Below are 24092 nucleotides of genomic sequence, written 5' to 3'. Positions count from 1 at the left end.
CCGATGGCTGAACTCAACGAGTACCGCGACTACACCGCCTACACCGTGGGAGAGCCGGTCGTCGACGGCGCGGCTCCGGACGGCCCGATCGAGGGCCGCTGGGAGAGGCGCAAGTTCGAGGCCAAGCTGGTCAACCCTGCCAACCGGCGCAAGCACAAGGTGATCGTGGTCGGCACCGGGCTGGCCGGCGGCTCGGCCGGCGCCACCCTGGCCGAGCAGGGCTACCACGTCATCCAGTTCTGCTTCCAGGACTCCCCGCGGCGCGCCCACTCGATCGCCGCCCAGGGCGGCATCAACGCCGCGAAGAACTACCGCAACGACGGCGACAGTGCCTACCGCCTCTTCTACGACACCGTGAAGGGCGGCGACTTCCGGGCCCGGGAGTCCAACGTCCATCGGCTGGCCGAGATCTCGGTGCAGATCATCGACCAGTGCGTGGCCCAGGGGGTGCCCTTCGCCCGCGAGTACGGCGGCCTGCTGGACACCCGCTCCTTCGGCGGCGTCCAGGTGCAGCGGACCTTCTACGCCCGGGGCCAGACCGGCCAGCAGCTGCTGCTCGGCGCCTACCAGGCGCTGTCCCGGCAGATCGCGGCCGGCAATGTGGAGATGCACGCCCGCACCGAGATGCTCGACCTGATCGTGGTCGACGGCCGCGCCCGCGGCATCGTCGCCCGCGACCTGATCACCGGCGAGATCTCGACCTATCTCGCGGACGCCGTCGTCCTCGCCTCCGGCGGCTACGGCAACGTCTTCTACCTCTCCACCAACGCGAAGAACTCCAACGCCACCGCCGCCTGGCGGGCCCACCGGCGCGGCGCCTACTTCGCCAACCCGTGCTTCACCCAGATCCACCCGACCTGCATCCCGCGTTCCGGCGACCACCAGTCCAAGCTCACCCTGATGAGCGAGTCGCTGCGGAACGACGGCCGGATCTGGGTGCCGAAGACCAAGGGCGACACCCGCAGTCCGGAGCAGATCCCCGAGGACGAGCGCGACTACTACCTGGAGCGGATCTACCCGGCCTTCGGCAACCTGGTGCCCCGCGACATCGCCTCCCGGGCCGCCAAGAACGTCTGCGACGAGGGACGCGGCGTCGGCCCGGGCGGGCTCGGCGTCTACCTGGACTTCGCGGACGCGATCCAGCGGATGGGCCGCAAGGCGGTCGAGGAGAAGTACGGCAACCTCTTCGACATGTACGAGCGGATCACCGGCGAGGACCCGTACCGGGTGCCGATGCGGATCTACCCGGCGATCCACTACACGATGGGCGGCCTCTGGGTCGACTACGACCTGCAGACCACCATTCCGGGGCTGTTCGCCATCGGTGAGGCCAACTTCTCCGACCACGGGGCCAACCGGCTGGGCGCCTCGGCGCTGATGCAGGGCCTCTCCGACGGCTACTTCGTCATCCCGGCCACCCTCAACGACTACCTCGGCCGCAACCCCAAGCTGCCGGAGGTCGCCGAGGACGCCCCCGAGGTGGTCTCGGTGGTGGAGGAGACCACCGAGCGGCTGGAGCGGCTGCTCGGCAACGACGGCGACCGCAGCCCCGACTCCTTCCACCGGGAGATCGGCGAACTCCTCTGGGAGTACTGCGGGATGGCCCGCAACGAGGCCGGGCTGCGCAAGGCGCTGGCCCGGATCCCGGAGATCCGCGAGGAGTTCTGGCGGCGGATCCGGGTCCCCGGCGAGGGCAGCGAGCTCAACCAGTCGCTGGAGAAGGCCAACCGGGTCGTGGACTATCTGGAGCTGGCCGAACTGCTCTGCCTGGACGCCCTCCACCGCAGCGAGTCCTGCGGCGGCCACTTCCGCGAGGAGTCGCAGACCCCCGACGGCGAGGCCGCCCGCAAGGACGACGAGTTCTCCTACGCCGCCGCCTGGGAGTTCACCGGCACCGGCGAGCCCCCGGTGCTGCACAGGGAAGACCTGGTCTTCGAGTACGTCCACCCCACCCAGCGGAGCTACGCGTGAACCTCACCCTGCGCATCTGGCGCCAGAAGAACCCGGACGTGCCCGGGGCCATGGTCACCTACCAGGTCCAGGACGTCTCGCCGGACATGTCGTTCCTGGAGATGCTCGACGTCCTCAACGAGGACCTCATCTCCCGCGGGGAGGAGCCGGTCGCCTTCGACCACGACTGCCGGGAGGGCATCTGCGGGATGTGCTCCCTGGTCATCAACGGCCAGGCGCACGGCCCCGAGCGGACCACCACCTGCCAGCTCCACATGCGGCACTTCAGCGACGGCCAGACCATCGACATCGAGCCCTGGCGGGCCTCGGCCTTCCCGGTGGTCAAGGACCTCGTGGTGGACCGGTCCGCGTTCGACCGGATCATCCAGGCCGGCGGGTACATCACCGCCCCGACCGGCGCGGCGCCGGAGGCCCACTCCACTCCGGTGCCGAAGGCGGACGCGGACCTCGCCTTCGAGCACGCCGAGTGCATCGGCTGCGGGGCGTGCGTGGCCGCCTGCCCGAACGGGTCGGCGATGCTCTTCACCTCGGCGAAGATCACCCACCTCAACACGCTGCCGCAGGGCGCGCCGGAACGCGAGTCCCGGGTGCTGGACATGGTCGCGACGATGGACGCGGAGGGGTTCGGCGGCTGCACCAACACCGGTGCCTGCGCGACGGCCTGCCCCAAGGGGATCCCGCTGACCTCCATCGCCACCATGAACCGCGAGTTCCTCCGCGCGGCCCGCAAGGCGCCGGGCGCGGCGCGCCGCGGCTGACGGCCGCACGGCAGGCAGGTCAGGGGCGTCCGCCCGGGTCTCCGCCCGCTTCCGGTACTCCGGTGACCGGGCCGGCCGCCGGCCGGCCCGGCATCGCCCCCCGGGTCACCGGCCGCCCCCGCTGACCTCCGCCAGGTATGCGTCGGTGGCCTCCGCCGAATACCACCAGTCGGCGAGGGTCGACGGGTCCTCCTGCCCGGCCCCGAGCCGCCGGGCCACCTCCGGGTGGCGGCCGGCCGCGGCCATCGCGCGCAGCGCGTGCTCGGTGGGCGGGCCGAGGAGGGCGTGGGTGTAGGCGGTGGCGTGCCGGGCGTGGTCGGACCAGAAGCGCTCGAAGGCGTCCCGCATCCAGTCCTCGTCGAACGGCCCGTCCTCGCCGCGTTCCAGCACCGCCCGGAGGTAGACGGCGGCGCAGCGGGCGGCGGTGTTGGCGCCCTGGCCGGCCACCGGGTCGTTGAGCACCACCGCGTCGGCCATCCCCAGCACCGGCCTCCCCGGGGCGGCCTCGGCGACCGGCCGGCGGACCACCGGGGTGATCCGCCCGTACAGCGAGGCCCGCGGATCGGTCGGCTCCGCGGACGCCAGCGCGGGGGCGAACCAGGGGCCACCCGGGCCGCCAACTCCCGGGTGCGCTCCAGCTGTTCGTCCGGACCCGGCCGGTCGCCCCAGCAGTCCAGCGGCCCGCCGGGGACGGCTTCCCACAGCAGCATGTCGCAGGGGCCGGAGAGGGTCAGGCCGGGCATCACGATCAGCTCGCCGACCCCCGGCACCGCGTTGATCCGCACCAGGGTCTCGCCGTCCGGATGCCGCAGGCCGTGGAGGTAGAGGCAGGACAGCTCGCGCTGCGGGGCGTCGGCCACCGAGCGCTCGGGGTCGCGCGGGAAGAGCCCGGAGAGTTCACCGCGGCCGACCGCGACCAGCGTCAGCTCGTGCTCACCGGCCAGTGCGGCCAGTCCGGCCCGGTCCACCGCCCGGTACTCGACCTGGACTCCGCGTTCCGCGGCGAGTTCCAGCCAGTGGGCGTGCTTGAGTCGCTGGTCGATCGCGCGGGCCGGTTCTGAGAACGGGTAGCGGACGGCGAGGGCGATCGGGCCGTCCGCCGCCGGCGGGGGAGCGGCCACCGTCACCGTCTGGCCGACCGCGCCCGGGGCCTCCACGGTCCACTCCTTCGGCACGATGTCCGGTGCCGTCTCCCGTTCCAGGGCCAGTGCCGGGCCGAACATCACCTGGGTGGAGAGCACCGGCCCGGCCCGCAGTTCCTCCGGGGTGCGCTCGCTGACGAGCGTCACCGGATAGCCCCGCTCCTGGAGCCCCAGTGCCAGCTGGAGCCCCGCCTGTCCGGCCCCCACGATCGCGATCCGCCGCATCGGATTCCCCCTCCGTCGCCGCTCCGGTCTTACCAACTCCCGTGCCTGGTGTACAGAGCGGGCAGGCCGGAATCCGCACCGGCCCGCGGAGACGGCGAACGCCTGGACCGGGGGGAAGTCCGGGCCAGGCGTCCGAGGGTGCTGCCGTCGGGTCAGCCGGTGAAGGCCGCCGTGCCGTTGGGCGTGCCCAGGCCGGTCGGGCCGTCGTAGCCGCTCTCGGCGGTGCACAGGTACGCCGGGGAGCAGCTGGTGGTCGAGCCGCTGGTCACGTCGAAGAGCGAGGAGCTGTGGGAGTAGGCCACGGAGGCCGGGACGCTGGTGGAGTGGCTGCCGGCGTCCGCGTAGACCGAGGCGATCAGCGGGGCCGCGACGCTGGTGCCGCCGAAGGTGGCCCAGCCGCCCACGCTGCCGTAGGAGTCGTACACCGACACGCCGGTGGCCGGGTCGGCGACCGCGGAGACGTCGGCGACGGTGCGCTTGGAGCAGCCGCTGTCGGTCTGCCAGGACGGCTTGGGCTCATAGGCGGAGCAGCCCGAGCCGGCGCCCTCGGTGGAGCTGGTGGACCAGACCGACTCGGTCCAACCGCGGGTGTTGGAGGCCGTCTTGAGGCTGGTGCCGCCGACCGCGGTCACGTTCGGGGACGCGGCCGGGTACTCCACGCCGTAGCCGCTGTCACCGGAGGAGACGGTGATCGGGACGCCCGGGTGGTTGAAGTACGTGCTGTCGTAGCCGGTGTCCGAGGAGGACTCGCCGCCGCCGTAGCTGTTGGAGACCTCGGTGGCGCCCAGCTTGACGGCCTCGTTCACGGCGGTGCCGAGGTTGGTCATGCTGGCACTGCTGGCCTCGACCAGGACGATGTGGGCGTTGGGGGCGATCGCCGACACCATGTCGAGGTCGAGGGATATCTCCTCCGCCCAGCTGGCGTTGGCCCGCGGGACCGAGCCGCCGGTCTGGCCGACCTTCTTGAAGCAGCCGCTGGCCGAGGTGCAGGCGGGCAGCCCGTAGTAGCTGCGGTAGGTCGCCATGTCGGCCTCGGCGTTGGGGTCGTCGTAGGCGTCGACGATGGCCACCGTCTGGCCGGCGCCGCCGCCGGAGGCTAGCTTGTAGGCGCTGAGGAGGTTGGACGGGCCGTAGCCGGACGGGCTGGAGGCGTTCGGCTTCGCGGTCTTGCCGTTCGAGATCCGGCCGGTGACCCGCAGGGCGTTGCAGGACATCGCGTCGGCGCTGGTGGTCGAGGCGCAGGCGCGGGCCCAGGCGACTCCGTGCGAGACGCCGGTGTTGGGGGCCGCCACCAGGGCGGGGGTGGTGGCGGAGGTGGCCGCGCCGGCGGGGACCGCGGCGGCGAGACCGGAGATCGCGAGGGCGGCGACGCCGGCCACGGCGAGGGGGACGTGTCTGGTGCGCAACGTACTGCCTCCTGAACAGGAGCCAACGGGGAAGTGACGTGCGACGTGCAGTGGTCTGCCTCCCCTCATTGGGGTGGCAGCCCGCGATGAGCGTAGCCAGGCGTGTCCTGGTCAACAAGATGGAGGTGTGACGTTTTTGTTAAACGGCATTCCGCTTGTTCGCCGAACAACGCGGCTGATCCGCCACTTGACGTCTGTTCAGCAACGATGGTTAGGCTCCGGCTACCAGAACCTGTGGTCGCGGGCACCGCCGGCGGCCCCGATGGGGGTGAGGGCGTGACCGACACGCGGACCGACGCCGAGGCCGGTGCCGAAGCCGTCGCGGAGACCGGTGCCGAGGCCGTCGCCGAGGCCGACGCAGACGGCGGGCTGCCGACCCTGCCGGCCGTCAGGAGCTGCCCGTTCGCTCCACCGGACGAGTACCTCCGGCTGCGCGACGCAGGCCGGGCGGTGCGGGTGCGGATGCCGACCGGCAGCACCGCCTGGGCGCTGACCAGGCACGCCGACGTCCGGGCCGTCCTCGGCGATCCGCGGTTCAGCTCGGACCGCAGGCTTCCGCAGTACCCGTTCTTCGCCCCGACCCAGCCCAGCGCGCACGCCCCGGCGCGGATCTCGCTGATCGGGATGGACCCGCCCGAGCACAGCCGGGCCCGGCGGGCCGTGGTCGGCGAGTTCACCGTCAAGCGGCTGGAGGCCCTGCAGCCGCGGGTGCAGCAGATCGTCGACGAGCATGTGGACCGGATGCTGGCCGGGCCGCGGCCGGTGGACCTGGTGGAGGCGCTGGCGCTGCCGGTGCCCTCGATGGTGATCTGCGAGCTCCTCGGCGTCCCCTACGCCGACCACGACTTCTTCCAGACCAGGTCCGGGCTGCTGCTGAGCCGCGTGCCGACCGTGGAGGAGCGGAATCAGGCCCGCGGCGAGCTGTGGGGGTACCTCGGCCGGCTGATCGACGCCAAGGCGGCGGCGGAGGACCCGGGAGACGACCTGATGGGTCGTCAGATCGCCCGGCAGAAGGCCGAGTCCGGCGGTGTCGACCGCGAGGCGCTGATCGCCCTCGGCTTCCTGCTGCTGGTGGCCGGGCACGAGACCACCGCGAACATGATCTCGCTCGGTGTGATGGCCCTGCTCAGCCGGCCGGATCAGCTCGCGGCCCTGCGGGCCGACCCCTCGCGCACCCCGGCGGCGGTCGAGGAGATGCTGCGGATCTTCACCATCGCCGAGTTCGTGAACGCCCGGGTGGCCACCGAGGACGTCGAGCTCGCCGGGGTGCTGATCCGCGAGGGGGAGGGCGTGGTGGCGCTGAGCAGCGTCGCCGACCACGACCCCGAGGTCTTCCCCGAGCCGGCCGCGCTGGACTTCGACCGGGGCGCCCGCCACCATCTCGCCTTCGGCTTCGGGATCCACCAGTGCCTGGGCCAGAACCTGGCCCGGCAGGAGCTGCGTACCGTCTTCGACACGCTGATCCGCCGGGTCCCGGGCCTCCGCCTGGCCGTGGACCCGGACGAGCTGCCGTACAAGGACGACGCCCACGTCTATGGTCTCCATGAGCTCCCGGTCACCTGGGACTGAGGGCCGCGGGACCGAAGGGACTTCTCGGATGCGCCTGATCGCCGACACCTCGCGCTGCGTCGGGGCCGGACAGTGTGTGCTCACCGACCCGGACCTCTTCGACCAGGACGAGGAGGACGGGACGGTCCTCGTGCTGGACGGGGAGCCGGCGGGGGAGCGGCTGGAGCACGCCCACGAGGCGGTGCGGCTCTGCCCCGGGCAGGCGCTCTCCCTCGCCGAGTGAACGAGCCGTTGCCTTGGTGCAGCACACGGACGGAGCCGTGCCGCGTACAACAGCCGGGCAATGAGGAAGACCGCGCCGATCGGGCGCGGCCTCCGGGAGGTAGGAGGCGAACCGCGCCAGCGCGTCGACATAGCCGAGCATCTCCTCGGGAGTCGCCCAGCCGTCTTTGATCATGATGGCGGCGTGGCCGTTCATCCGCCAGGGCATCGCCAGCTCGCGGGTACGCTCCAGCACCTCGGCCCGGAACACGGCTCGCGCCGCATCGGGGTCCGTGGCGTTGGTGCTGGGACTCGTCACCAAGGTCGCCTGCTTGGTGACGAGCCGCCGGTCACCTGGGGCGCCTGAAGATCCGGCGGCCAGGCGGCCGGCGCGGTCACTCCTCGCGGGCGAAGATCTTGCCGGGGTTGAGGATGCCCTGTGGGTCGAGGGCGTCCTTGACCGACCGGTGCAGGGCCAGCACCGCCGGCCCCGCCTCGGTGCGCAGGCCGGCCCGCTTGAGGAGTCCGACGCCGTGCTCGCCGGTCACCGTCCCGCCCAGTTCGATCGCGGCGGCGATGATCTCGTCGAAGGCCGCCTCCGCGCGCTTCCGCGCGGCCTCGTCGCCGGGCTTGGTGATCAGCAGCGGATGGAGGTTGCCGTCCCCGGCGTGGGCGATGTTGGCGATCTGCGTGTCGTGCCGCTCGGCGGCCCGGTCGATCCGGGCGAGCATCTCGGGGACCGCCGCCTTCGGCACGCAGACGTCCTCGGTCAGCACCGGGCCGAGCCGCTCCAGCGCCGGATAGGCCAGCCGCCGCGCCTCGAAGAGGGCGTCCGCCTCCTGCTGGTCGGTGGAGCGTACGGCGAAGGTCGCGCCGGCCTTCTCGAAGCAGGCGAGCAGCGCCTCGGCCTCCCGCTCGCCGGCCGGGCCCGGGCTGTCGGTGCGGCCCAGCAGCACGACGTTCGCCTCGGTGGAGAGCCCCATGTTGCGCCAGGCGTCGACGGCGGCCAGGCAGTGACGGTCGATCAGCTCCAGCGCGGAGGGCTCGAGTCCGGCCTCGGCGACGGCGGCGACCGCGCGGCCGGCCGCCACCGTCGAGTCGAAGTAGCCGGCCACCGTGTGCTCGGGCGCCCGGGCCGGCCGGAGCTTCACCGTAACCTCGGTGATCACGCCGAGGGTGCCCTCGGAGCCGACCAGCAGACCGGTCAGGTCGTAGCCGGCGACGCCCTTCGCGGTGCGGCGGCCGACCCGGACCAGCTCACCCGTCCCGGTGACGAACTGCAGGCCCAGCACGTAGTCGCGGGTGACGCCGTACTTCACGCAGCACAGCCCGCCCGCGTTGGTCGCGACATTGCCGCCGATGGTCGACCACGGGGCGCTCGCCGGGTCCGGCGGGTACCACAGGCCGTGCTCGGCGCAGGCCGCGCGGAGATGGTCGTTGACCACCCCCGGCTCGACCACGGCCAGCCGCTCCCGGGCGTCGATCTCCTTGATCCGGGTCATCGCCTCGGTGGAGAGCACCACCCCGCGCTCGATGGCGTTCGCCCCGCCGGAGAGCCCGGTGCCGGCGCCTCGCGGCACCACCGGGGCGCCGTGCCGCAGGCAGACCCGGACCACGTGCCGGACCTCCTCGGCGGTACGCGGCCGGACCACCGCGGCCGGCGTCCCGTACGGCGCCCACTCGGCCTCGTCGTGGGCGTAGCCCCGGGCCACCTCGGGGTCGGAGACCAGCCGGCCCTCCGGAAGTCCCCGCTCCAGATCCCCGATCAGCTCGCCCAGCCGCGCCTCGTCGTCCATGGAAGGACCCTAGCCGCACCGGCCTCACCAGCGCGGAACCGGTGACGGATCTCTCAGCGCGGCTTCGCGCGCGGGCATGGCGGAGGCGGCCGCCGAGGGCGGATGGTAGGCCCATGAACGGTGATCGACTGCGGGAGGCCGCCGAGGTCCGGGAGTTCTGGGGCCGGCTCGGCCTGCCCGGGCTCGTCGACGTCCACACCCACTTCATGCCCGAACGGGTGCTGCACAAGGTGTGGGGCTACTTCGACGCCCTCGGGCCGCTCACCGGCGGTCTGGAGTGGCCGATCTCCTACCGTGCGGAGGAGGCCGAACGCACCGCCCTGCTCAGGGAGTTCGGCCTGCGCGCCTTCACCGCGATGCTCTACCCGCACAAGCCCGGGATGGCCCGCTGGCTGAACGGCTGGGCGGTCGGCTTCGCCCGCGCCACCCCGGACTGCCTCCACACCGCCACCCTCTTCCCCGAGCCCGGCGTCGGTTCCTACGTCCGGGAGGCCGTGGAGTCCGGTGCCCGCGTCTTCAAGGCCCATGTCCAGGTGGGCGGTTACGACCCGGCCGACCCGCTGCTCGACCCGGCCTGGGGCCTGCTGGCCGAGGCCGGGATCCCGGTGGTGATCCACTGTGGCTCGGGGCCCGCCCCGGGCAAGCACACCGGCCCCGAGCCGATCGCCCGGGTGCTGGCCCGCCACCCCCGCCTCCGCCTGGTCATCGCCCACCTGGGGATGCCGGAGTACGAGGACTTCCTCGCCCTCGCCGAGCGCCACCCCGAGGTCCGGCTGGACACCACGATGGTCTTCACCGACTTCACCGAGAACCTGATGCCCTTCCCCGGCCGCGCCCTGCCCCGGCTGGCGGCCCTCGCCGACCGCGTCCTCCTCGGCTCCGACTTCCCCAACATCCCCTACCCCTACGTCCATCAGCTGCGCGCTCTGGAACGCCTGGACCTCGGCGAGGCCTGGCTCCGCGCGGTCTGCCACGACAACGCGGCCCGCCTGTTCGAGCTGGACTGAGCGCGGCCGAGCCCGGATCAGAGCAGCAGGTCGCCGTCCCGCTCGTGGGCCCGGGCCGCCGAGGCCAGGGCCTCCGGGTCCACCTCCACGCCGAGGCCGGGGCCGGCCGGCGGGGTCATGGCGCCGTCGCGGATCTCGAAGGGGCGGGTGACGACGTCGTGTTCCAGGTACTGGTACACGGTGTCGATGGCGTACCCGATCTGCGGGGTGGCGCTGGTGAGGTGGAGGTGGGCCGCGGTGGAGAGGCCGATCTCGCCGCCGCTGTGGAGGTTCATGCCGAGGCCGTGGGTCTCCAGGACGCCGGCCAGGCGGCGGGTGGGGGAGATGCCGGCCCAGCGGTGGACGTCGCCGTGCACCACGTCCACCGCGCCGAGCCGGATCGCCGGGGCGACGTGGTCGAACTCGGTGACGCACATGTTGGTGCAGAGGGGGACGCGGAGGTCCCGGCGGACGGCGGCCATGCCGGCGATCCCAGGGACGGGGTCCTCCAGGTACTCCAGGCCCAGATCCTCGATCCGCCGGGCGAGTTCGAGGGTGCGCGGGACCGTCCAGTGGGCGTTGGGGTCGACCCGCAGGGGCAGCTCGCGGCCGAGGCGCTCCCGGATGCGTTCGAGGAGGACCACGTCGTGGAGGGGGTCGGTGGAGCCCTTGATCTTGAAGGCTCCGGCGCCCTCGTTCGCCTGGACGCGGAGGATCTCCTCGGAGAGGGCGTCGGCCAGGGCCACCGCCCCGGTGGGCTCGCCGACCAGGCCCGGGGTGAGCACCGCGGTGACCGGCACCCGGTCCCGGACCGGGCCGCCGAGGAGGTCGGCGAGTGGGCGCCCGGCGGCCTTGCCGATCAGGTCCCAGCAGGCCATCTCGATCCCAGCGAGAGCCGCCGCGCCCAGGTAGCCGTAGAAGTACGGGACCATGTGGAAGGTTTCGGCGGCCTGCTGGAGCCGGTGCGGGTCGGTGCCGCGGATCTGCGGGTAGATCTTCTCGATGATGGCGGCGGTGGGGCTGCCGTGCATGGTCTCGCCCCAGCCCTCCAGGCCGTCGTCGGTGCGCAGCCGGAGGATCGTCCGGGTGGTGCCGGTGCGGGTCTCGAAGGAGCTGGTGAAGGGGCGGGCGTAGGGGACGTTGACGGTCCAGACCGTCAGGTCGTCGAGTCTCATCGCGCGGGGGTGCCTTCTTCGGTCGGTGCTGCCGTCGGTTCTGTGGTCGGTTCCGCCGTCAGTTCGTGGAAGCGGCGGAGGGCGTCGGCGACGCCGGCGACCCGCTCGCCGAGGATGCGGGCGCCGGCCGCGGCGTCCGCGCCCGCCGCCGGGTCGGTGGTGCCGCCCGAGCGCTGCCACTCGCCGTGCCGCTGGAGGTTCAGCCCGGGGACCGCCTCGTAGGAGAACAGCCCGCGCGGGCCCGGGAGTTCGGTCGCCGCCCGGTCCGGCCGGACCAGCTCCGGGCGGACCGCCAGCACCAGGCTGGTCTCCCACCAGCCCGCGTGCCCGGGGACGTCGGCGCCCTCCGGCGCCGGCTCGGTGGCCGGTCCGGCCTGCCAGTAGTTCACCGTCCCCACCGCGACCGGCAGTCCCAGCACCGCGGTCTTGCTCACCATCCGGGCCGTCTCGTCGTTGCCGCCGTGGCCGTTGACGAGAAGAAAGCGGCGGAAGCCGGAGCGGTGGAGGGCGGAGAGGAGGTCGCGGAGCACCGCGGCCAGGGTGTCGGCGCTGAGCGAGGCGGCGCCCGCACCGGGGAAGACATGGTGCTCGGAGTGCCCGTACGGCAGTGCCGGGGCGAGTACCACCGGCACCCCGTCGGCCCCCGCGCGCTCGGCCGCGCGTTCGGCGACGGTCCGCGCCAGCAGGGTGTCGGTGCCGAGCGCGAGATGCGGCCCGTGCTGCTCGACGGCGCCGATCGGCAGCACCAGTACGCTGCCCGGCGCCTCGGCGGCGAGCTCCTCGCGGGTCATCTCGTCGAGCCGGTGGAGCGGGGTGGGCGTGGTGGGCGTGGTGGGCGGGGCGAGGGGGGTGAGCGGTGTCTGCCCGGTCATGCGACGGCCACCTCCGAGTCCGGAACTTGCTCGATGCGGCCGAGGACGAGGAGGTAGCAGGCGACTCCGAGGGCGACCATCACGGCGGCGATGACGAAGCCCCAGGCGAAGCTGCCGGTGCTGTCGACCAGGAAGCCGGTGACGATCGGCGCCGCCGCCACGAACAGCTGGCTGAGGAAGTTGAGGATCCCGCCCACGGCGCCGACGGCGCCCTCGGGGGCGATCAGCGCGACGCAGCTGGAGCCGACCGGCGCGGAGGCGGAGAGTCCGCCGAGGCCCAGCGAGAGGAAGGTCACCGCAAGCACGGGGCTGTGGGTGGTCGCCCCGCCGAGGACGAAGAGCCCCACCACCATCCCGCCGATCAGCACCGATCGGCGGACCCGGTCCGGGTTCCGCCCGGCCGCGATCAGCCGGTCCACCAGCAGCCCGCCGATCAGCAGATCGGAGAGGGTGGCCACGATCCACGGCACCGCCGCGTACAGCCCGCCGGTGAGGACGGACATGTGGAGCTGGTCCTCCAGGTAGCCGGGAAGCCAGGTCAGCAGCATGAAGAAGGCGTAGTTGTAGCAGGCGAAGCCGAGCGAGAGGCCCCACACCTTGCGGTTCCTCAGCAGCCGCCCGAAGTGGGCGAACTGCCGCTCGGGAACGGACCGTTCGTCCTGCGCCCCGCCCTCGGTGATGTACCGGTACTCGCTCTCGCTCAGCCGCCCCGTCTCCCGCAGCCGGCGCGGGTTGCGGTAGAGCAGCCAGTAGGCGATGGCGAAGGCCAGGCTGAGCGAGCCGCTGAACCAGAACGCGGCCCGCCAGCCGAGGGAGGCGACGATCAGCGACATCAGTGGGACGCCGACCACGTTGGAGAACTTCGCGGCCCCGTCGAAGGCCGAGGTGCACAGCCCGCGCTCGTGCCGGGGAAACCAGTAGCTGGTGGTCTTCTGCGAGGAGACGATGCCGGGGGCCTCGGCGATGCCGAGCAGCAGCCGGGTCACCAGGATCAGTCCGAGCCCGCTGACCGCGGCGGTGAGGAAGGTGGCGGCCGACCACAGCAGGGTGGCGATCCGCACCACCCAGGTCACGCCGATCCGGTCGAGCAGCAGGCCCACCGGTATCTGGGCCAGGCCGTAGGACCAGGTGAACGCCGAGAACAGGATGCCCAGTTCACCGGAGCTGAGGTGCAGTGTGTGCTGCAGGTCCGTGCCGGCCACTGAGAGGTTCACGCGGTCGAAGTAGTTGATCAGAATCCCGGTGCCCAGCAGCCCCGCGATGCCCCATCTGAGATTGCCGCCGGCTCTGCCGCCGACCGCAGTGCTGGAGCCGCTCTGTGCCGGGCTCACCGTCGAGCCTTCCGCCATCGCCCACCGTCCAAGTTTTGCATTGCAAAACGTTGATTTGCATCTTGGTGTGCGTCAACCTAGGGATACCGTGATCACCCGTCAAGAGCCGCTGGAGAAGAGAAGACCGGATGACCCCCACCGACGCCGCCGCCAACGCCGCCACCGCCGCAGCGACCGAGGCCGCCGCAGCGACCGAGGCCGCCGCCGACGAGTCCGCCGCGCCAGGACCCGCCGGCCGCAACCGCTCGCAGTCCGTCCGCCGCGCGCTCGCCCTCCTCGGATACGTCGAGGCCGGCGGGCCGGACGGCGGCGGCGTGACCCTGGCCGAGATCTCCGCCGGGCTCGGCCTGAACAAGAGCACCGCGCTCCGCCTCCTCGAGCCTCTCCGGGAGTTCGGCCTGGTGGTCCAGGAGCCGGTGTCCGGCCGGTTCGACCTGGGCCCCCGGGCGGCCACCCTGGGCCAGGCCTTCCTCTCCCGGCTCGACCTGCGCGGCGCCGCCCGGCCGGAGCTGCGGCGGCTGGTGGACGCCTCCCAGGAGACCGCCCACCTGGTGATCTACGACCACCCCGAGGTGGTCTACGTGGACAAGCTGGAGAGCCCGAGCCCGGTGCGGATGCACTCCGAGATCGGCAAGCGGATGCCGGCCCACTCCACCGCCACCGGCAAGGTCTTCCTGGCGCACCTGGGCGAGGAGGTGGTCGCCGAGGTCATCGGGGCGGGCCTGGAGCGGCGTACCGAGCACACCCTCGCCGACGGGGCCGCCCTCCGTGCCGAGCTCCAGCGGGTGCGCGAGCGCGGCTGGGCCGCCGACGACGTCGAGAACGAGGAGGGGGTCCGCTGCGCCGCCGCGCCGGTCTTCGACCACACCGGCGCGGTCCGGGCCGCGGTCAGCGTCTCGGGGCCGACGATGCGGGTGCCGCGCGAGCGCCTCGCCGAACTGGGCGCCCTGGTCCGGGAGACGGCGCGGGCGGTCTCCGAGCGGCTGGGCGCGGCCGCGCCGGCGGAACGGCCGGGGGACCCGCGTTAGGTCAGCAGATGCTGTCCGTCGGGCGGGGGTTGGGCAGCCCGAAGAGCGGCCGGAGGCGGAGGCCGACCCAGGTGCCGAGGAGTGCGGCGGCGCCCCAGACCCAGCCGGAGAGACTGCCGGAGGCGACGCCGGCCAGGTAGGCGCCGATGTTGCAGCCGGCCGCCAGCCGGGAGCCGATGCCCAGCAGGATGCCGCCCAGCAGCGAGGCGGCCACCGTGCGCCAGGGCAGCCGGCGGTGGAGGGTCCACACCCCGCCCGCGGCCGCGGCCGCCGCCGCGCCCACCATGATCCCGATGTCGGTGAGGCTGGTCTTGTCGGTCAGCACGGGGCCGGCCAGGGCGGCCGCCTGCTTGGGGTCCCGCCAGTACGCCCAGTGCTCCGGGTGGGCGCCGAGCGCCTGCAGCAGCTTGGCTCCCCAGAGGCTGAACGCGCTGGTCACCCCCCAGGCCCCGCCGGAGACCAGCAGGACGCCGGCGCCCAGCGCGGAGAGGAGGAGCGCGCCGACCCACAGCGGCCAGGAGCCGCGTACCGCGCGCAGCAGCCCGCGGCTGGTCGGGACCGCGCCGACCGGCGGCGGGTTGCGGCGCTTCTGCACGGCCAGGGAGATCCACACCACCGCACCCAGCGCCGCGATGGTGATCGCCCAGGAGCCCCACCAGCCCACATGGTCGGAGAGGAGCACGGGCGCGAACGAGGGGAGGTGCTCCACGAGCGGGTACTGCCAGGTGTAGAGGGTGCCGCCGACGACGAAGCCGACGAGGGTGAGCAGCACCGGGACCTGGCCGGAGCCGACCGCGAAGAGGGTGCCCGAGGCGCAGGCGCCGCCGAGCTGCATGCCGACGCCGAAGAGGAAGGCGCCGAGGACCAGCGCGACCCCGAGCGGCCCGGCGGTGGGCGCCGGCTTGCTGCCGAAGAGGCCGGTGCCGGTGCCGATGATCAGGGCGAAGAGGGTGGCGGTGGTGCCGAGGAGCAGCGCGTGGGCGCGCAGCCCGGCGCCGTTGCCGACGCCCACCAACTGCCGCCAGGCGCCGGTGAATCCGAATCGGGAGTGGAAGAGGGTGAAGCCGAGTCCGCCGCCGAGCAGCAGCAGGACGCCCGGCTTGGCGCCGTGCGCGGCGAAGGTCCAGACCGCCAGGGCGGCGAAGAGGAGCAGCGCCGCGGTGAGGACCCAGGGCTTGGGCGAGGGCGCGGCCGGCGACTCCGGAGCGGGCGCGGCGGTACGGCCGGCCGTGCGGGTGAGGCGCTCCGGCAGGGTGGAGAGGGCCATGGAGGTGCTTTCCGGGTGTGGACGGGAACAGCTGGGCTGACGGGTGGTCGGCCTGGTGGGATCAGTGACCTGGGGGATCAGTGACCTGGGGGCGGCGACCAGGCGGGATCAGCGGGTTCGACAGCTGCTGGCGGTGATCCGCCGGTAGTCCACGACACGGCGGCTGACGAGGAAGACGGTGCGGAAAGCGGTGATGCGCACGGGTCGTTCCTCCTCTCCTGCCGTTCGTCCGGAGTCGAACGATTGACTCGTCCGCATTGAAACCCGCTCCTTACCCGAGCGTCAAGCGACGCCGGTGCCCCGTCCCAGGGAGTGGGACGGGGGCACCGGTGTTTCCCGGGACGGGGCACCGCCGCCTGAAGCCCGGCTCACCCCGTGCCGGAGTCCGGCAGCCGCCGGGCGGCGGCGAGTTCCGCGCGGGCGCGGGCCGCCGCGCCGACCGCGACCGCGTCCTCGCCGAGGGAGCTCCGCAGCAGGCGTACCGGGTGGCCGCTGACCGGGGGCTCGTCGGCCAGGGCCGCGGCGATCTCCGGATGGAGGAGGTGCCAGGCGCGGGCGACCCCGCCGCCGATCACCACCGTGGTGATGTCCAGCAGTCCCGCCGTGATGAGCACCGCCCGGGCGATGCCGCGGCCGGCGGCGGCGAGGACCGCGCGGGCCTCCCGGTCGCCTCCCTCGGCCGCCGTCGCGACCTCCTCGGCGCCGACCCGCCGCCCGGTGCGCTCGGCGTAGCGGGCGGCGAGCGAGCGGCCTGAGGCCAGGGTCTCCAGATGGCCGCGGCCCCCGCAGGTGCAGGGGAGTTCGCCGAAGCCCGGGAGGTGGCCGATCTCGCCGGCGGCCGCGTGCGGCCCCTCGTAGAGCTCGCCGCCCACCCACAGCGCGCCGCCGACGCCGGTGCCCAGGGTCATCCCCAGCACGTCAGGCTCGCCGGCCGCGGCCCCGCGGGTGGCCTCGCCGCGGAGGAAGGCGTTGACGTCGTTGTCCAGGAAGGCCGGGACGCCCATCGCCGCGGTGAGCTCAGCCGCCACCGGGAAGCCGGACCAGGTGGAGTCGAAGGAGTCGCTCGCGACCAGTACCCGCCCGGCGACCGGATCCACCACCCCGGCCGCGCCGACGCCGACCGCGAGCAGCCGCTCGGGGCGGGGGGAGCCGGACCGGGCGCGGCTCTGCGCGCGCCGGTGCAGCAGGGCGCCGAGGGCGTCCTGCACGGCCCTGAGCATCGCCGGGCCTCCGGCGGCCGCCGGGGTCGGCGTCCCGATGCGTTCGAGGACGTTCAACTCCGGGTCGCAGAGCACCACTTGGGTGGTGGTGCCGCCGATGTCCACGCCGGCCAGCAGGCCCTCCGCCCAGGAGGGCCGCCGGCCGGGTACCGCTGAGATCACGCCTTGTCCTCCGTGAGTGTTCCGCCGGTCGTACCGCCGGCCGTACCGCCGACCGCGGCGAGCCGGCTCTCCCGGCGGCGGCGCTGCAGCACGGGGTCCGGCACCGGGACGGCGGCCAGCAGCCGCCGGGTGTAGTCGGTGCGCGGATGCAGCAGCGCGCTCGCGGTCGGCCCGTGCTCCTCGACCCGTCCCGCGCGCATGACGACCACCCGCTGGGCGAAGCGCTGCACCACCGCGAGGTCGTGGGAGACGAAGAGGCAGGCGAAGCCGAGCCGGTCCTGCAGCTCGGAGATCACCTCGAGCACCGTCTGCTGCACGCTGACGTCCAGCGCGCTGGTCGGCTCGTCGGCCACCAGCAGCCGGGGCTCCAGCACCAGCGCCCGGGCCAGGCTGACCCGCTGGCGCTGCCCGCCGGACAGCTCGCGGGGCGCCCGGTCCGCCAACTCGGCGGGCAGCCGCACCTGTTCGAGGACCTCGGCGACCCGTTCCCGGCGCTCGGCCCCGGACATCCCGCGCCGGTGCACCCGCAGCGGCTCGGCCACGCACTCGCCGACGCTCATCCGGGCGTCCAGCGAGGCCACCGGGTCCTGGAGGACCACGCCGATCCCGGCCCGCAGCGCCCGCCGCTGCCGGCCCCTCGTCCGGGCCAGGTCGGAGCCGAAGAGGGTGACCCGCCCGGAGGACGGCGCGATCAGACCGAGGCCGACCCGGGCCGCGGTGGACTTGCCCGAGCCCGACTCGCCGACCAGGCCCACCGTCTCGCCCGGCCGCACGCTCAGCGACACGTCGTCCAGCGCGCGGACCGCTCGCGGCCCGCGGCCGAAGACCACGCTGACGCCTTCGAGCCGGACCACGGGCTCCGAGGCCGGGGCCGGGGCCGAGGCCGGGGTTGCCGACGCGTCTCCCTCCCCGGCGGACCCGGCGTCAGCGCCCGCCTCCGCGACGGCCAGCCGCGGCACCGCGGCCAGCAGCCGCTTGGTGTACTCGTGGACGGGCCGCAGCAGCACCTCCTCGACCGGTCCGGTCTCGACGACCTCGCCGCTCAGCATCACCGCGACCCGGTCGGCGAAGTCGGCCACCACTCCCATGTTGTGGGTGACCAGCAGCACGCCCGTCCCCGAGTCGACGGCGAGGCGCCGCAGCAGGTCCAGGATCTCGGCCTGGACGGTGACGTCCAGCGCGGTGGTGGGCTCGTCGGCGATCAGCAGACCGGGCCGGTTGGCGATCGCCATCGCGATCACCACCCGCTGCCGCTGGCCGCCGGACAGCTGGAACGGGAAGGCCGAGACCCGCCGCTCCGGCTCGGGGATGCCGACCCTGCGGAGCAGCTCCACCGCCTCGGCCCGGGCCTCCGCCCTGGACAGCTCGCCGTGGTTCCGCAGCACCTCCGCGATCTGGGCGCCGACCCGCTTCAGCGGATCCAGCGCGGTGGCCGGCTCCTGGAAGACCATCGAGACCGCCGAGCCGCGCAGCCGCGCGAGCTCGCCCTCCGAGGCGCCCACCACCTGGGTGCCGGCCACCTCCGCGCTGCCGGTGGTCCGCGCGTTGGAGGACAGCAGTCCCATCGAGGCCAGCGCCACCGTGGACTTGCCCGAACCGGACTCGCCCACCAGCGCCAGCGTCTCGCCGGGCCAGACCTCCAGGGAGACCCCGCGGACGGCCGGCACCTCGCCGGTCTCGGTGCGGAAGACCACGCCGAGCTCGCTCAGGCGCAGGATCGGATCGGTCGGCGTCTGCCGGCTCGGCTTCTGCCCGGTCGGCTTCTGCCGGCTCGGGTTCTGCTCGGCGCTCATCCGCGCCCCCTCACGTCGAAGGCGTCCCGCAGCCCGTCGCCGATCGCGTTGAAGGCGCAGACCACCAGGATGACGGCAAGGCCCGGCGGCACGATCAGCCACCAGCGGCCGGAGTACGCGGCGCTCAGCCCGGCCGAGAGCATCCCGCCCCAGTCCGTGGACGGGGGCTGCACGCCCAGGCCGAGGTAGGAGACATAGGCGACCAGCAGGATCGCGTCGGCCACCTGGAAGGTGGCGGCGACGGCGATGGTGGACACCGAGTTGGGCAGCACATGCCGGGTGATCGCCCGGCCGTGCCCGCCGCCGATGGCCCGCAGGGTCAGCACGTAGTCGCGGTTCTTCAGGGTCAGCGTCTCGGCCCGGATCAGCCGGGACGGCACCAGCCAGGAGACCACCCCCAGGATCAGGATCAGCCCGGGCACCCCGGGGGTCCAGATCGCCGAGATCACCAGCAGGATGAAGAGCGCCGGGATGGCGATCCCCGCGTCCACCACCCGCATCATCACCGCGTCCACCCAACCGCCGGCGTACCCGGCGGCGGCCCCCCACAGGGTGCCGATGACGGTGGCCAGCAGCCCGGCGGCGAGGCCGACCAGCAGCGAGACCTTGCCGCCGAACATCAGCCGGCCGAGCTCGTCGTGGCCGAGGGCGTCCGTGCCCAGCCAATGCCCGGCGCTGGGGCCCTGGTTGACCTGGTGGAGGGCCACATGGGTCTGGTCCGTGGAGTAGAGGAACGGGCCGACGAAGCAGAACAGGACGAAGAGGACGACCACCGCGAGGCCGACCACGGCCAGCCGGTTGCGCGCGAACCGGCGCAGGGCCAGCCGGGTGCCGGTGGCCTGGCGGCCTCCGGGGCCGGCCGCGGGGCCGGCCGGCGCCCGGGGTAGCCGGGCGTGGTGCCCGGTTGCAGCACGGCGCTCATGCGCGACCTGCCTTCACTCGAGGGTCGATGAACCGCTGCGCGATGTCCGCGAGGAGGGTGCCGATCACCGTGGCGATCGAGATCACCAGCACGCAGCCGAGCAGCACCGGGTAGTCCGAGGACTGGGCGGCGGTCCAGAACAGCAGCCCCATGCCGGGGTAGTTGAAGAGCTGCTCGACGACGAGGGCGCCGCCGAAGATGACCGGCACGTAGTAGCCGAGCATGGCCACCAGCGGGGTCAGCGAGTTGCGGAAGACGTGCCGCCACAGGAGGGCGCCGGTGCGGGAACCGCCGGCCCGGGCGGTCCGGACGTAGTCCTCGCCGAGGTTCTCCAGGGTGGCCGCGCGCATATAGCGGCTGAAGACCGCCACCATCGAGGCCGCCCCGGCGACCACCGGCAGCACCATCCCGGCCGGGTCGGAGAAGACCGCCCCGAGGGTGTCGCCCTGCGGGGCCTGCGGCGGGAACCACGGCAGCACCTGGCTGAAGACCAGGATCAGCATGATCCCGAGGAAGTACACCGGGGTCGCGTAGGCGACGAAGCTGAGGGTGGTGACCACGTAGTCGAACGGGCGGTTGCGGCGCAGCGCCTGCCACATCCCGAGCGGCACCGCGAGCAGCAGGCCGACCGCCGCCGACAGCACGGTGAGCACCAGCGTCTTCGGCAGCCGCTGCACGATCAGGTCGCTCACCGGCTCGTTGAGGGTGTAGGAGGTGCCGAGGTCGCCGTGCAGCAGCTGCTTCAGGTACATCACGTACTGCACCGGCAGCGGCTTGGTCAGCCCCTGCGCGCGGTTGAACTCGGCGATCTGCTGCGGGGTGGCGGCCGGCCCCAGGATGCCGCGCGCGGGGCCGCCGGGCAGCGCGTGCAGCAGCAGGAAGACCACGACCGTCACCAGCAGGATCACCACGGCGGCCTGGAGGATCCGTCTCACCAGGTAGAGAAGGGTGCTCATGGATGTCGTCACTTTCCGGCCCCCGTCCACTTCCACATCGCCGGGTGGAAGTTGGCCAGCGAGTCCTGGGCGAACCCGCCGAGGCCCTTGCGGATGACGGAGATCTGGTAGTCGGGCTCGGGCAGCCAGACCACCGGCAGCTCCTTCGCCAGCGCGGCGCTGTAGTCGAGCATCGCCTGCGTGGAGTCGGAGGTGGTGGTGGCGCTGATCAGCTTGTCTACGGCCGGGTCGGCGTACTGGCCGAAGTTGGAGCCGCCGCCGCTCTGGAAGAGGGCGTCGCCGGTGGCATAGGCCGGGAAGTACCAGCTGCCCGCGGTGCCGAAGAAGGAGAGCTGCCACTTGCAGACGGCGTCGCTCGGCTTGCACTGCGGGGTCTGCGCCAGAACGGAGTTGACCGGTGCGGTCTTGATGTCGAACTTGATGCCGACCTCGTCCAGCGAGGACTGGATGGCCGCCATCATGTTGTCCGTCACCGTCGACCCGGACTGCGAGAGGACCTGCATCCGGAACTCGGTGCCGGCGGCCACTCCGGCGCCGCACTGGTGGGCCCCGCTGCCCGGGGCGGTGCAGCGGAGCACCCCGCCCCGCTCGGTCCAGCCGTGCTCGGCGAGCAGCGCCCTGGCCTTGTCCGGCGAGTACGGGTACGGGTTTCGGCGCTGCGTCGGCGAGACGAACTGGGAGACCTGGGCCTGCGGGACGGGGCCGTAGGTCGGCACCGCGGTCCCGTTGAAGATGACCTTGGAGAGGGTCGGCTGGTCGATCGCGTACTGGATCGCCTGCCGGGCGTACAGCTGCCGGAACACCGGGCCCATGGCCGGGTTCTGGAAGTTGTACGGCATGTAGGTCACGGCCCAGCCGGTCCACGGCTTGACGTCGAAGCCGTGGTCGGTGAAGTAGCTCTTCAGCCCGAGGTCGCCGGTGTCCAGGTAGCCGTAGTCCACCTGCCCGGAGCGCAGCGCGTTCTCCTCGGCGGCCGGGGTGGTGAAGGGCAGCAGGTTCACGGTGCGGATGCCGGGCCTGTCGCCGCCGTCGTAGTGCGGGTCGGCGGTCAGTGTCACCCGGCCCGAGGTGGAGAAGGACTTCACGGTGTAGGGGCCGTCCACCACCTTCCAGAGCGGGTCGGTGGCGTAGCCGGAGATGTTCCCCGCGGCGGTGTTGAGGAAGTTCCAGACCTTCTGGGCGCCGGCCGGCGTGCGGTCCAGGTCGCCGACCGGGGCGGAGGCTCCGGACCGGTCCCAGGCGTGCTGGGGGAGCGGGTGGATCAGCGAGAGCTGGTTGGCCAGCATCCACTGCGGGCTGTAGGCCTTGTCGAAGGTGAGGGTGAAGTGGTGGGCGTCGATCGTCTTGAAGGAGGTCCAGTCGTCCGGGGCCTTGCCTTCGCTGTAGCCCGCCCACTGGGCCTTGTTCGCCTTGATGACGTTGTACCAGAACTCCACGTCCCGGCTGGTGACGGGCTTGCCGTCGCTCCAGTGCCGGTCGCCGAGGGTGACGGTGACGCTCCGGTCGTCCTTGGCGAAGTCGGCGGCGGTGGCGACCGAGGACTTCTTGTTCCAGGCGACGGCGCCGGTCGAGCCGTCGTAGGCGACCAGCGGCTCCCACATGGTCTCGGCGATGGAGACGTTGTTGGTGTTGAGGTGCGAGGCGGTGCCGATGGGGAGGATCCAGTTCGGCGTGAAGCTCGCCGGCAGGGCGTAGTCGATGCTGTCGGTGGCCGCGGACGACGAGCTCGTCGATCCGTTGGCGCACCCGGCCAGCAGCGCGCCCGCGGCGAGGGCGGCGCCGGCGGCGAGCAATCGGCGGCGGGGTGCCGCGGTGCGGACAGGGGGCATGGCTCTCCTCGGGCTGACGTGGCGGTGACAGTCAAAGGCCTGATCGCCCGAAAAAACAGCCAACTTTCTGTAACAAGTCGGTTTCTGCCGATCTGAAAAAACTCCCGAATCCTTGCCGCTGCGGCACTGGCCTGCCGAAACAATGTGCTTCGTAGACGATGGTCCGTATCCGATCCGAGTGGACGAGCCTTCCCGTAATCGGGGATCGGGCGTAATCTCGGCGCCACATCCGCCACCCCGGGAGCCACTTTCTCCATGCACGAAAAAAGTCCGGCGACGCGATCCGCGCCGCTCGCCGCGCGGGTGCTCGACCTGATCGCCTCCGGACAGGCGGCGTCCCGCACCGAGCTCTCCGCCCTGCTGGGCGCCGCGCCCTCCACCATCTCGCTGACCGTCTCGCAGCTGGTGGACCGCGGGCTGGTGGCCGAGGGCGGCACGGCCTCCTCGACCGGCGGCCGCCCGCGCAAGGTGCTGCGGATCGGCGGCGCGGAGGACTTCGCGGTGGCCGCGGACGTCGGCGGCCGGCATGCCCGGATCGGGGTGGTGCTGCCCGGCGGCGGACTCGACGGCGTCGCCACCCTGCCCCTGGACATCGCCGCGGGGCCGGAGGCCGCCCTCGCCCAACTCGCCGGTTCCCTGGAGCAGTTGGCGGAGCAGCGGAAGACCGGCAGGCTGCGCGGGGTCGGCCTCTCGCTGCCCGGCCCGGTGGACACCGCGGCCGGCCGGGTCACCCTGCCCTCCCGGATGCCCGGCTGGAACGAGTTCCCGGTCAGGGACTGGCTGCGGGAGCGCTTCGGAGTGCCGGGAGCCGTCGAGAACGACGCCAACTGCATGGCCTTCGGCGAGCACACGGTGCGGCCGGCCGGCCTCCGCCAGTCCGTCACCGTGAAGATCGGCTCGGCGATCGGCGCCGGCATCATCGCCGACGGCCGGCTCTACCGCGGCGCCACCGGCGCGGCCGGGGACATCACCCACGTCCGCATCGACGGCGCCGCCGACCACCCCTGCTCCTGCGGCAACACCGGATGCCTGGAGACCGTCGCCTCCGGCGCCGCGCTGGTGCGGATCCTGCGCGAGACCGGCGCCGAGGCGGACACCACCGAGGACATCGTCCGGCTCGTGGAGGACGCCGACCCGGCGGCCACCCGGGCGGTCCGGCAGGCCGGCGGCCACCTCGGCACGGTGCTCGCGGCCAACGTCAACTTCTTCAACCCGGACGCGGTCTACCTCGGCGGCATCCTCTCCACCCTGGAGCCCTTCGTCGCGGCGGTCCGCAGCCGCCTCTACGAGGGCTGCCATCCGCTGGTCACCAAGCACCTGGTGATCGACCGGGCCCAACTGGGCGCCGACGCGGGCCTGGTGGGGGCCGGTCTGTTCGCCCTCCAGCAGGCGCTGGAGCTGGCACTGCGGGAGGTGGCCGAGCCCCAGGGGATGTGAACCCACCGCCCGGCCGCGTACCGGCGCCCCCACCCGACCCATCGTC

At 73.1% G+C, this 24092-nt stretch carries 20 protein-coding genes and 1 pseudogene; 8 read left to right on the top strand and 13 right to left on the bottom strand.

Annotated features, from left to right (window positions below; genetic code table 11):
• Positions 1 to 3 precede the first annotated feature (3 nt).
• Together BS73_RS04780 and BS73_RS04775 are read left to right on the top strand one after the other, a co-directional pair.
• Positions 4 to 1971, top strand: a complete 1968-nt coding sequence (locus tag BS73_RS04780; RefSeq protein WP_037569983.1) for a fumarate reductase/succinate dehydrogenase flavoprotein subunit — start codon at positions 4 to 6, stop codon at positions 1969 to 1971.
• Positions 1968 to 2729, top strand: a complete 762-nt coding sequence (locus tag BS73_RS04775; RefSeq protein ID WP_037569981.1) for a succinate dehydrogenase/fumarate reductase iron-sulfur subunit — start codon at positions 1968 to 1970, stop codon at positions 2727 to 2729. Before BS73_RS04780 ends, BS73_RS04775 begins: the two co-directional genes overlap by 4 nt.
• A gap of 105 nt (positions 2730 to 2834) precedes the next feature.
• On the opposite strand, the gene BS73_RS39205 is transcribed toward BS73_RS04775, so the two are convergent.
• Positions 2835 to 3431, bottom strand: coding sequence for a hypothetical protein (locus tag BS73_RS39205; RefSeq protein WP_235215310.1), 597 nt, complete (start codon positions 3429 to 3431; stop codon positions 2835 to 2837).
• Positions 3386 to 3589: pseudogene (locus BS73_RS39200) on the bottom strand (styrene monooxygenase/indole monooxygenase family protein); the annotation flags it as partial. The gene BS73_RS39205 and the pseudogene BS73_RS39200, both read right to left, overlap by 46 nt.
• On the opposite strand from BS73_RS39200, the gene BS73_RS39195 reads away from it, so the two are divergent.
• Positions 3533 to 3790 (top strand): hypothetical protein, encoded by a 258-nt coding sequence (locus BS73_RS39195; RefSeq protein ID WP_235215309.1) that lies wholly within the window; start codon positions 3533 to 3535, stop codon positions 3788 to 3790. The pseudogene BS73_RS39200 and the gene BS73_RS39195 sit on opposite strands and share 57 nt — an antisense overlap.
• A 458-nt stretch (positions 3791 to 4248) precedes the next feature.
• Here BS73_RS39195 and BS73_RS04765 read toward each other — a convergent pair whose 3' ends face one another.
• Positions 4249 to 5502 carry a S53 family peptidase gene (locus tag BS73_RS04765; protein ID WP_037569980.1) on the bottom strand — a complete coding sequence of 418 codons (1254 nt, stop codon included), beginning with the start codon at positions 5500 to 5502 and terminating at the stop codon, positions 4249 to 4251.
• A 369-nt stretch (positions 5503 to 5871) separates the two neighbouring features.
• Between BS73_RS04765 and BS73_RS04760 the strand changes: the two genes are divergently transcribed.
• Both BS73_RS04760 and BS73_RS04755 read left to right on the top strand, forming a co-directional pair.
• Entirely contained in the window at positions 5872 to 7071 is a 1200-nt protein-coding gene (locus BS73_RS04760) for a cytochrome P450 (RefSeq protein WP_037578222.1), read from the top strand.
• A gap of 28 nt (positions 7072 to 7099) precedes the next feature.
• Complete coding sequence (locus BS73_RS04755; RefSeq protein WP_037569979.1) at positions 7100 to 7294, top strand: ferredoxin; 195 nt, start codon at positions 7100 to 7102, stop codon at positions 7292 to 7294.
• A gap of 373 nt (positions 7295 to 7667) precedes the next feature.
• Here BS73_RS04755 and BS73_RS04750 read toward each other — a convergent pair whose 3' ends face one another.
• The gene (locus BS73_RS04750) at positions 7668 to 9068 is read right to left on the bottom strand and encodes an FAD-binding oxidoreductase (RefSeq protein WP_037569977.1); all 1401 of its coding nucleotides are present in this window, start codon (positions 9066 to 9068) and stop codon (positions 7668 to 7670) included.
• Positions 9069 to 9181: 113 nt separating this feature from the next.
• Here BS73_RS04750 and BS73_RS04745 point away from each other — a divergent pair, with 113 nt between their 5' ends.
• Positions 9182 to 10075, top strand: a complete 894-nt coding sequence (locus BS73_RS04745; protein WP_037569976.1) for an amidohydrolase family protein — start codon at positions 9182 to 9184, stop codon at positions 10073 to 10075.
• A 17-nt stretch (positions 10076 to 10092) separates the two neighbouring features.
• Here BS73_RS04745 and BS73_RS04740 read toward each other — a convergent pair whose 3' ends face one another.
• From BS73_RS04740 to BS73_RS04730, 3 genes are read right to left on the bottom strand one after another with little or no spacing between them, the layout of a single operon-like run.
• Positions 10093 to 11229, bottom strand: a complete 1137-nt coding sequence (locus tag BS73_RS04740) for a mandelate racemase/muconate lactonizing enzyme family protein (RefSeq protein WP_037569974.1) — start codon at positions 11227 to 11229, stop codon at positions 10093 to 10095.
• The gene (locus BS73_RS04735; RefSeq protein WP_084703801.1) at positions 11226 to 12101 is read right to left on the bottom strand and encodes a creatininase family protein; all 876 of its coding nucleotides are present in this window, start codon (positions 12099 to 12101) and stop codon (positions 11226 to 11228) included. Before BS73_RS04735 ends, BS73_RS04740 begins: the two co-directional genes overlap by 4 nt.
• Positions 12098 to 13432, bottom strand: a complete 1335-nt coding sequence (locus BS73_RS04730) for an MFS transporter (protein ID WP_051939444.1) — start codon at positions 13430 to 13432, stop codon at positions 12098 to 12100. Before BS73_RS04730 ends, BS73_RS04735 begins: the two co-directional genes overlap by 4 nt.
• Positions 13433 to 13560: 128 nt before the next feature.
• Between BS73_RS04730 and BS73_RS04725 the strand changes: the two genes are divergently transcribed.
• A complete protein-coding gene (locus BS73_RS04725; protein WP_084703799.1) occupies positions 13561 to 14460 on the top strand; it encodes an IclR family transcriptional regulator in 900 nt (299 codons plus the stop codon).
• Between the two features lies 1 nt (position 14461).
• Here the strand turns inward: BS73_RS04725 and BS73_RS04720 are convergent, their stop codons facing one another.
• From BS73_RS04720 to BS73_RS04695, 6 genes are all read right to left on the bottom strand, one after another.
• Positions 14462 to 15727 carry a YeeE/YedE family protein gene (locus BS73_RS04720; RefSeq protein WP_037569972.1) on the bottom strand — a complete coding sequence of 422 codons (1266 nt, stop codon included), beginning with the start codon at positions 15725 to 15727 and terminating at the stop codon, positions 14462 to 14464.
• Positions 15728 to 16095: 368 nt separating this feature from the next.
• Positions 16096 to 17064, bottom strand: a complete 969-nt coding sequence (locus BS73_RS04715; protein ID WP_037578217.1) for an ROK family protein — start codon at positions 17062 to 17064, stop codon at positions 16096 to 16098.
• A gap of 41 nt (positions 17065 to 17105) precedes the next feature.
• Positions 17106 to 18902, bottom strand: coding sequence for an ABC transporter ATP-binding protein (locus BS73_RS04710; RefSeq protein ID WP_084703798.1), 1797 nt, complete (start codon positions 18900 to 18902; stop codon positions 17106 to 17108).
• Entirely contained in the window at positions 18899 to 19726 is an 828-nt protein-coding gene (locus BS73_RS04705; protein WP_084703797.1) for an ABC transporter permease, read from the bottom strand. The genes BS73_RS04710 and BS73_RS04705 overlap by 4 nt, the downstream gene beginning before the upstream one ends.
• 94 nt (positions 19727 to 19820) lie before the next feature.
• The gene (locus tag BS73_RS04700) at positions 19821 to 20780 is read right to left on the bottom strand and encodes an ABC transporter permease (protein WP_037569971.1); all 960 of its coding nucleotides are present in this window, start codon (positions 20778 to 20780) and stop codon (positions 19821 to 19823) included.
• Positions 20781 to 20788: 8 nt separating this feature from the next.
• Positions 20789 to 22609, bottom strand: a complete 1821-nt coding sequence (locus BS73_RS04695) for a peptide ABC transporter substrate-binding protein (RefSeq protein ID WP_037569969.1) — start codon at positions 22607 to 22609, stop codon at positions 20789 to 20791.
• A gap of 255 nt (positions 22610 to 22864) precedes the next feature.
• Between BS73_RS04695 and BS73_RS04690 the strand changes: the two genes are divergently transcribed.
• The gene (locus tag BS73_RS04690; protein WP_037569968.1) at positions 22865 to 24046 is read left to right on the top strand and encodes an ROK family transcriptional regulator; all 1182 of its coding nucleotides are present in this window, start codon (positions 22865 to 22867) and stop codon (positions 24044 to 24046) included.
• The last annotated feature ends 46 nt before the right edge of the window (positions 24047 to 24092 follow it).

The organism is Phaeacidiphilus oryzae TH49 (assembly GCF_000744815.1).
Classification (GTDB): Bacteria; Actinomycetota; Actinomycetes; order Streptomycetales; family Streptomycetaceae; genus Phaeacidiphilus; species Phaeacidiphilus oryzae.
This window is presented reverse-complemented; position numbering and strand designations above follow the sequence as displayed.

What these genes read in the sequence shown, in the direction of transcription:
- BS73_RS04780 (WP_037569983.1), top strand. Translation starts at nt 4, where the DNA reads ATGGCTGAACTCAACGAGTACCGCGACTACACCGCCTACACCGTGGGA.
- BS73_RS39195 (WP_235215309.1), top strand. Translation starts at nt 3,533, where the DNA reads ATGCCGCAGGCCGTGGAGGTAGAGGCAGGACAGCTCGCGCTGCGGGGC.
- BS73_RS04755 (WP_037569979.1), top strand. Translation starts at nt 7,100, where the DNA reads ATGCGCCTGATCGCCGACACCTCGCGCTGCGTCGGGGCCGGACAGTGT.
- BS73_RS04750 (WP_037569977.1), bottom strand. Translation starts at nt 9,068, where the DNA reads ATGGACGACGAGGCGCGGCTGGGCGAGCTGATCGGGGATCTGGAGCGG.
- BS73_RS04745 (WP_037569976.1), top strand. Translation starts at nt 9,182, where the DNA reads ATGAACGGTGATCGACTGCGGGAGGCCGCCGAGGTCCGGGAGTTCTGG.
- BS73_RS04740 (WP_037569974.1), bottom strand. Translation starts at nt 11,229, where the DNA reads ATGAGACTCGACGACCTGACGGTCTGGACCGTCAACGTCCCCTACGCC.
- BS73_RS04735 (WP_084703801.1), bottom strand. Translation starts at nt 12,101, where the DNA reads ATGACCGGGCAGACACCGCTCACCCCCCTCGCCCCGCCCACCACGCCC.
- BS73_RS04725 (WP_084703799.1), top strand. Translation starts at nt 13,561, where the DNA reads ATGACCCCCACCGACGCCGCCGCCAACGCCGCCACCGCCGCAGCGACC.
- BS73_RS04720 (WP_037569972.1), bottom strand. Translation starts at nt 15,727, where the DNA reads ATGGCCCTCTCCACCCTGCCGGAGCGCCTCACCCGCACGGCCGGCCGT.
- BS73_RS04710 (WP_084703798.1), bottom strand. Translation starts at nt 18,902, where the DNA reads ATGAGCGCCGAGCAGAACCCGAGCCGGCAGAAGCCGACCGGGCAGAAG.
- BS73_RS04700 (WP_037569971.1), bottom strand. Translation starts at nt 20,780, where the DNA reads ATGAGCACCCTTCTCTACCTGGTGAGACGGATCCTCCAGGCCGCCGTG.
- BS73_RS04695 (WP_037569969.1), bottom strand. Translation starts at nt 22,609, where the DNA reads ATGCCCCCTGTCCGCACCGCGGCACCCCGCCGCCGATTGCTCGCCGCC.
- BS73_RS04690 (WP_037569968.1), top strand. Translation starts at nt 22,865, where the DNA reads ATGCACGAAAAAAGTCCGGCGACGCGATCCGCGCCGCTCGCCGCGCGG.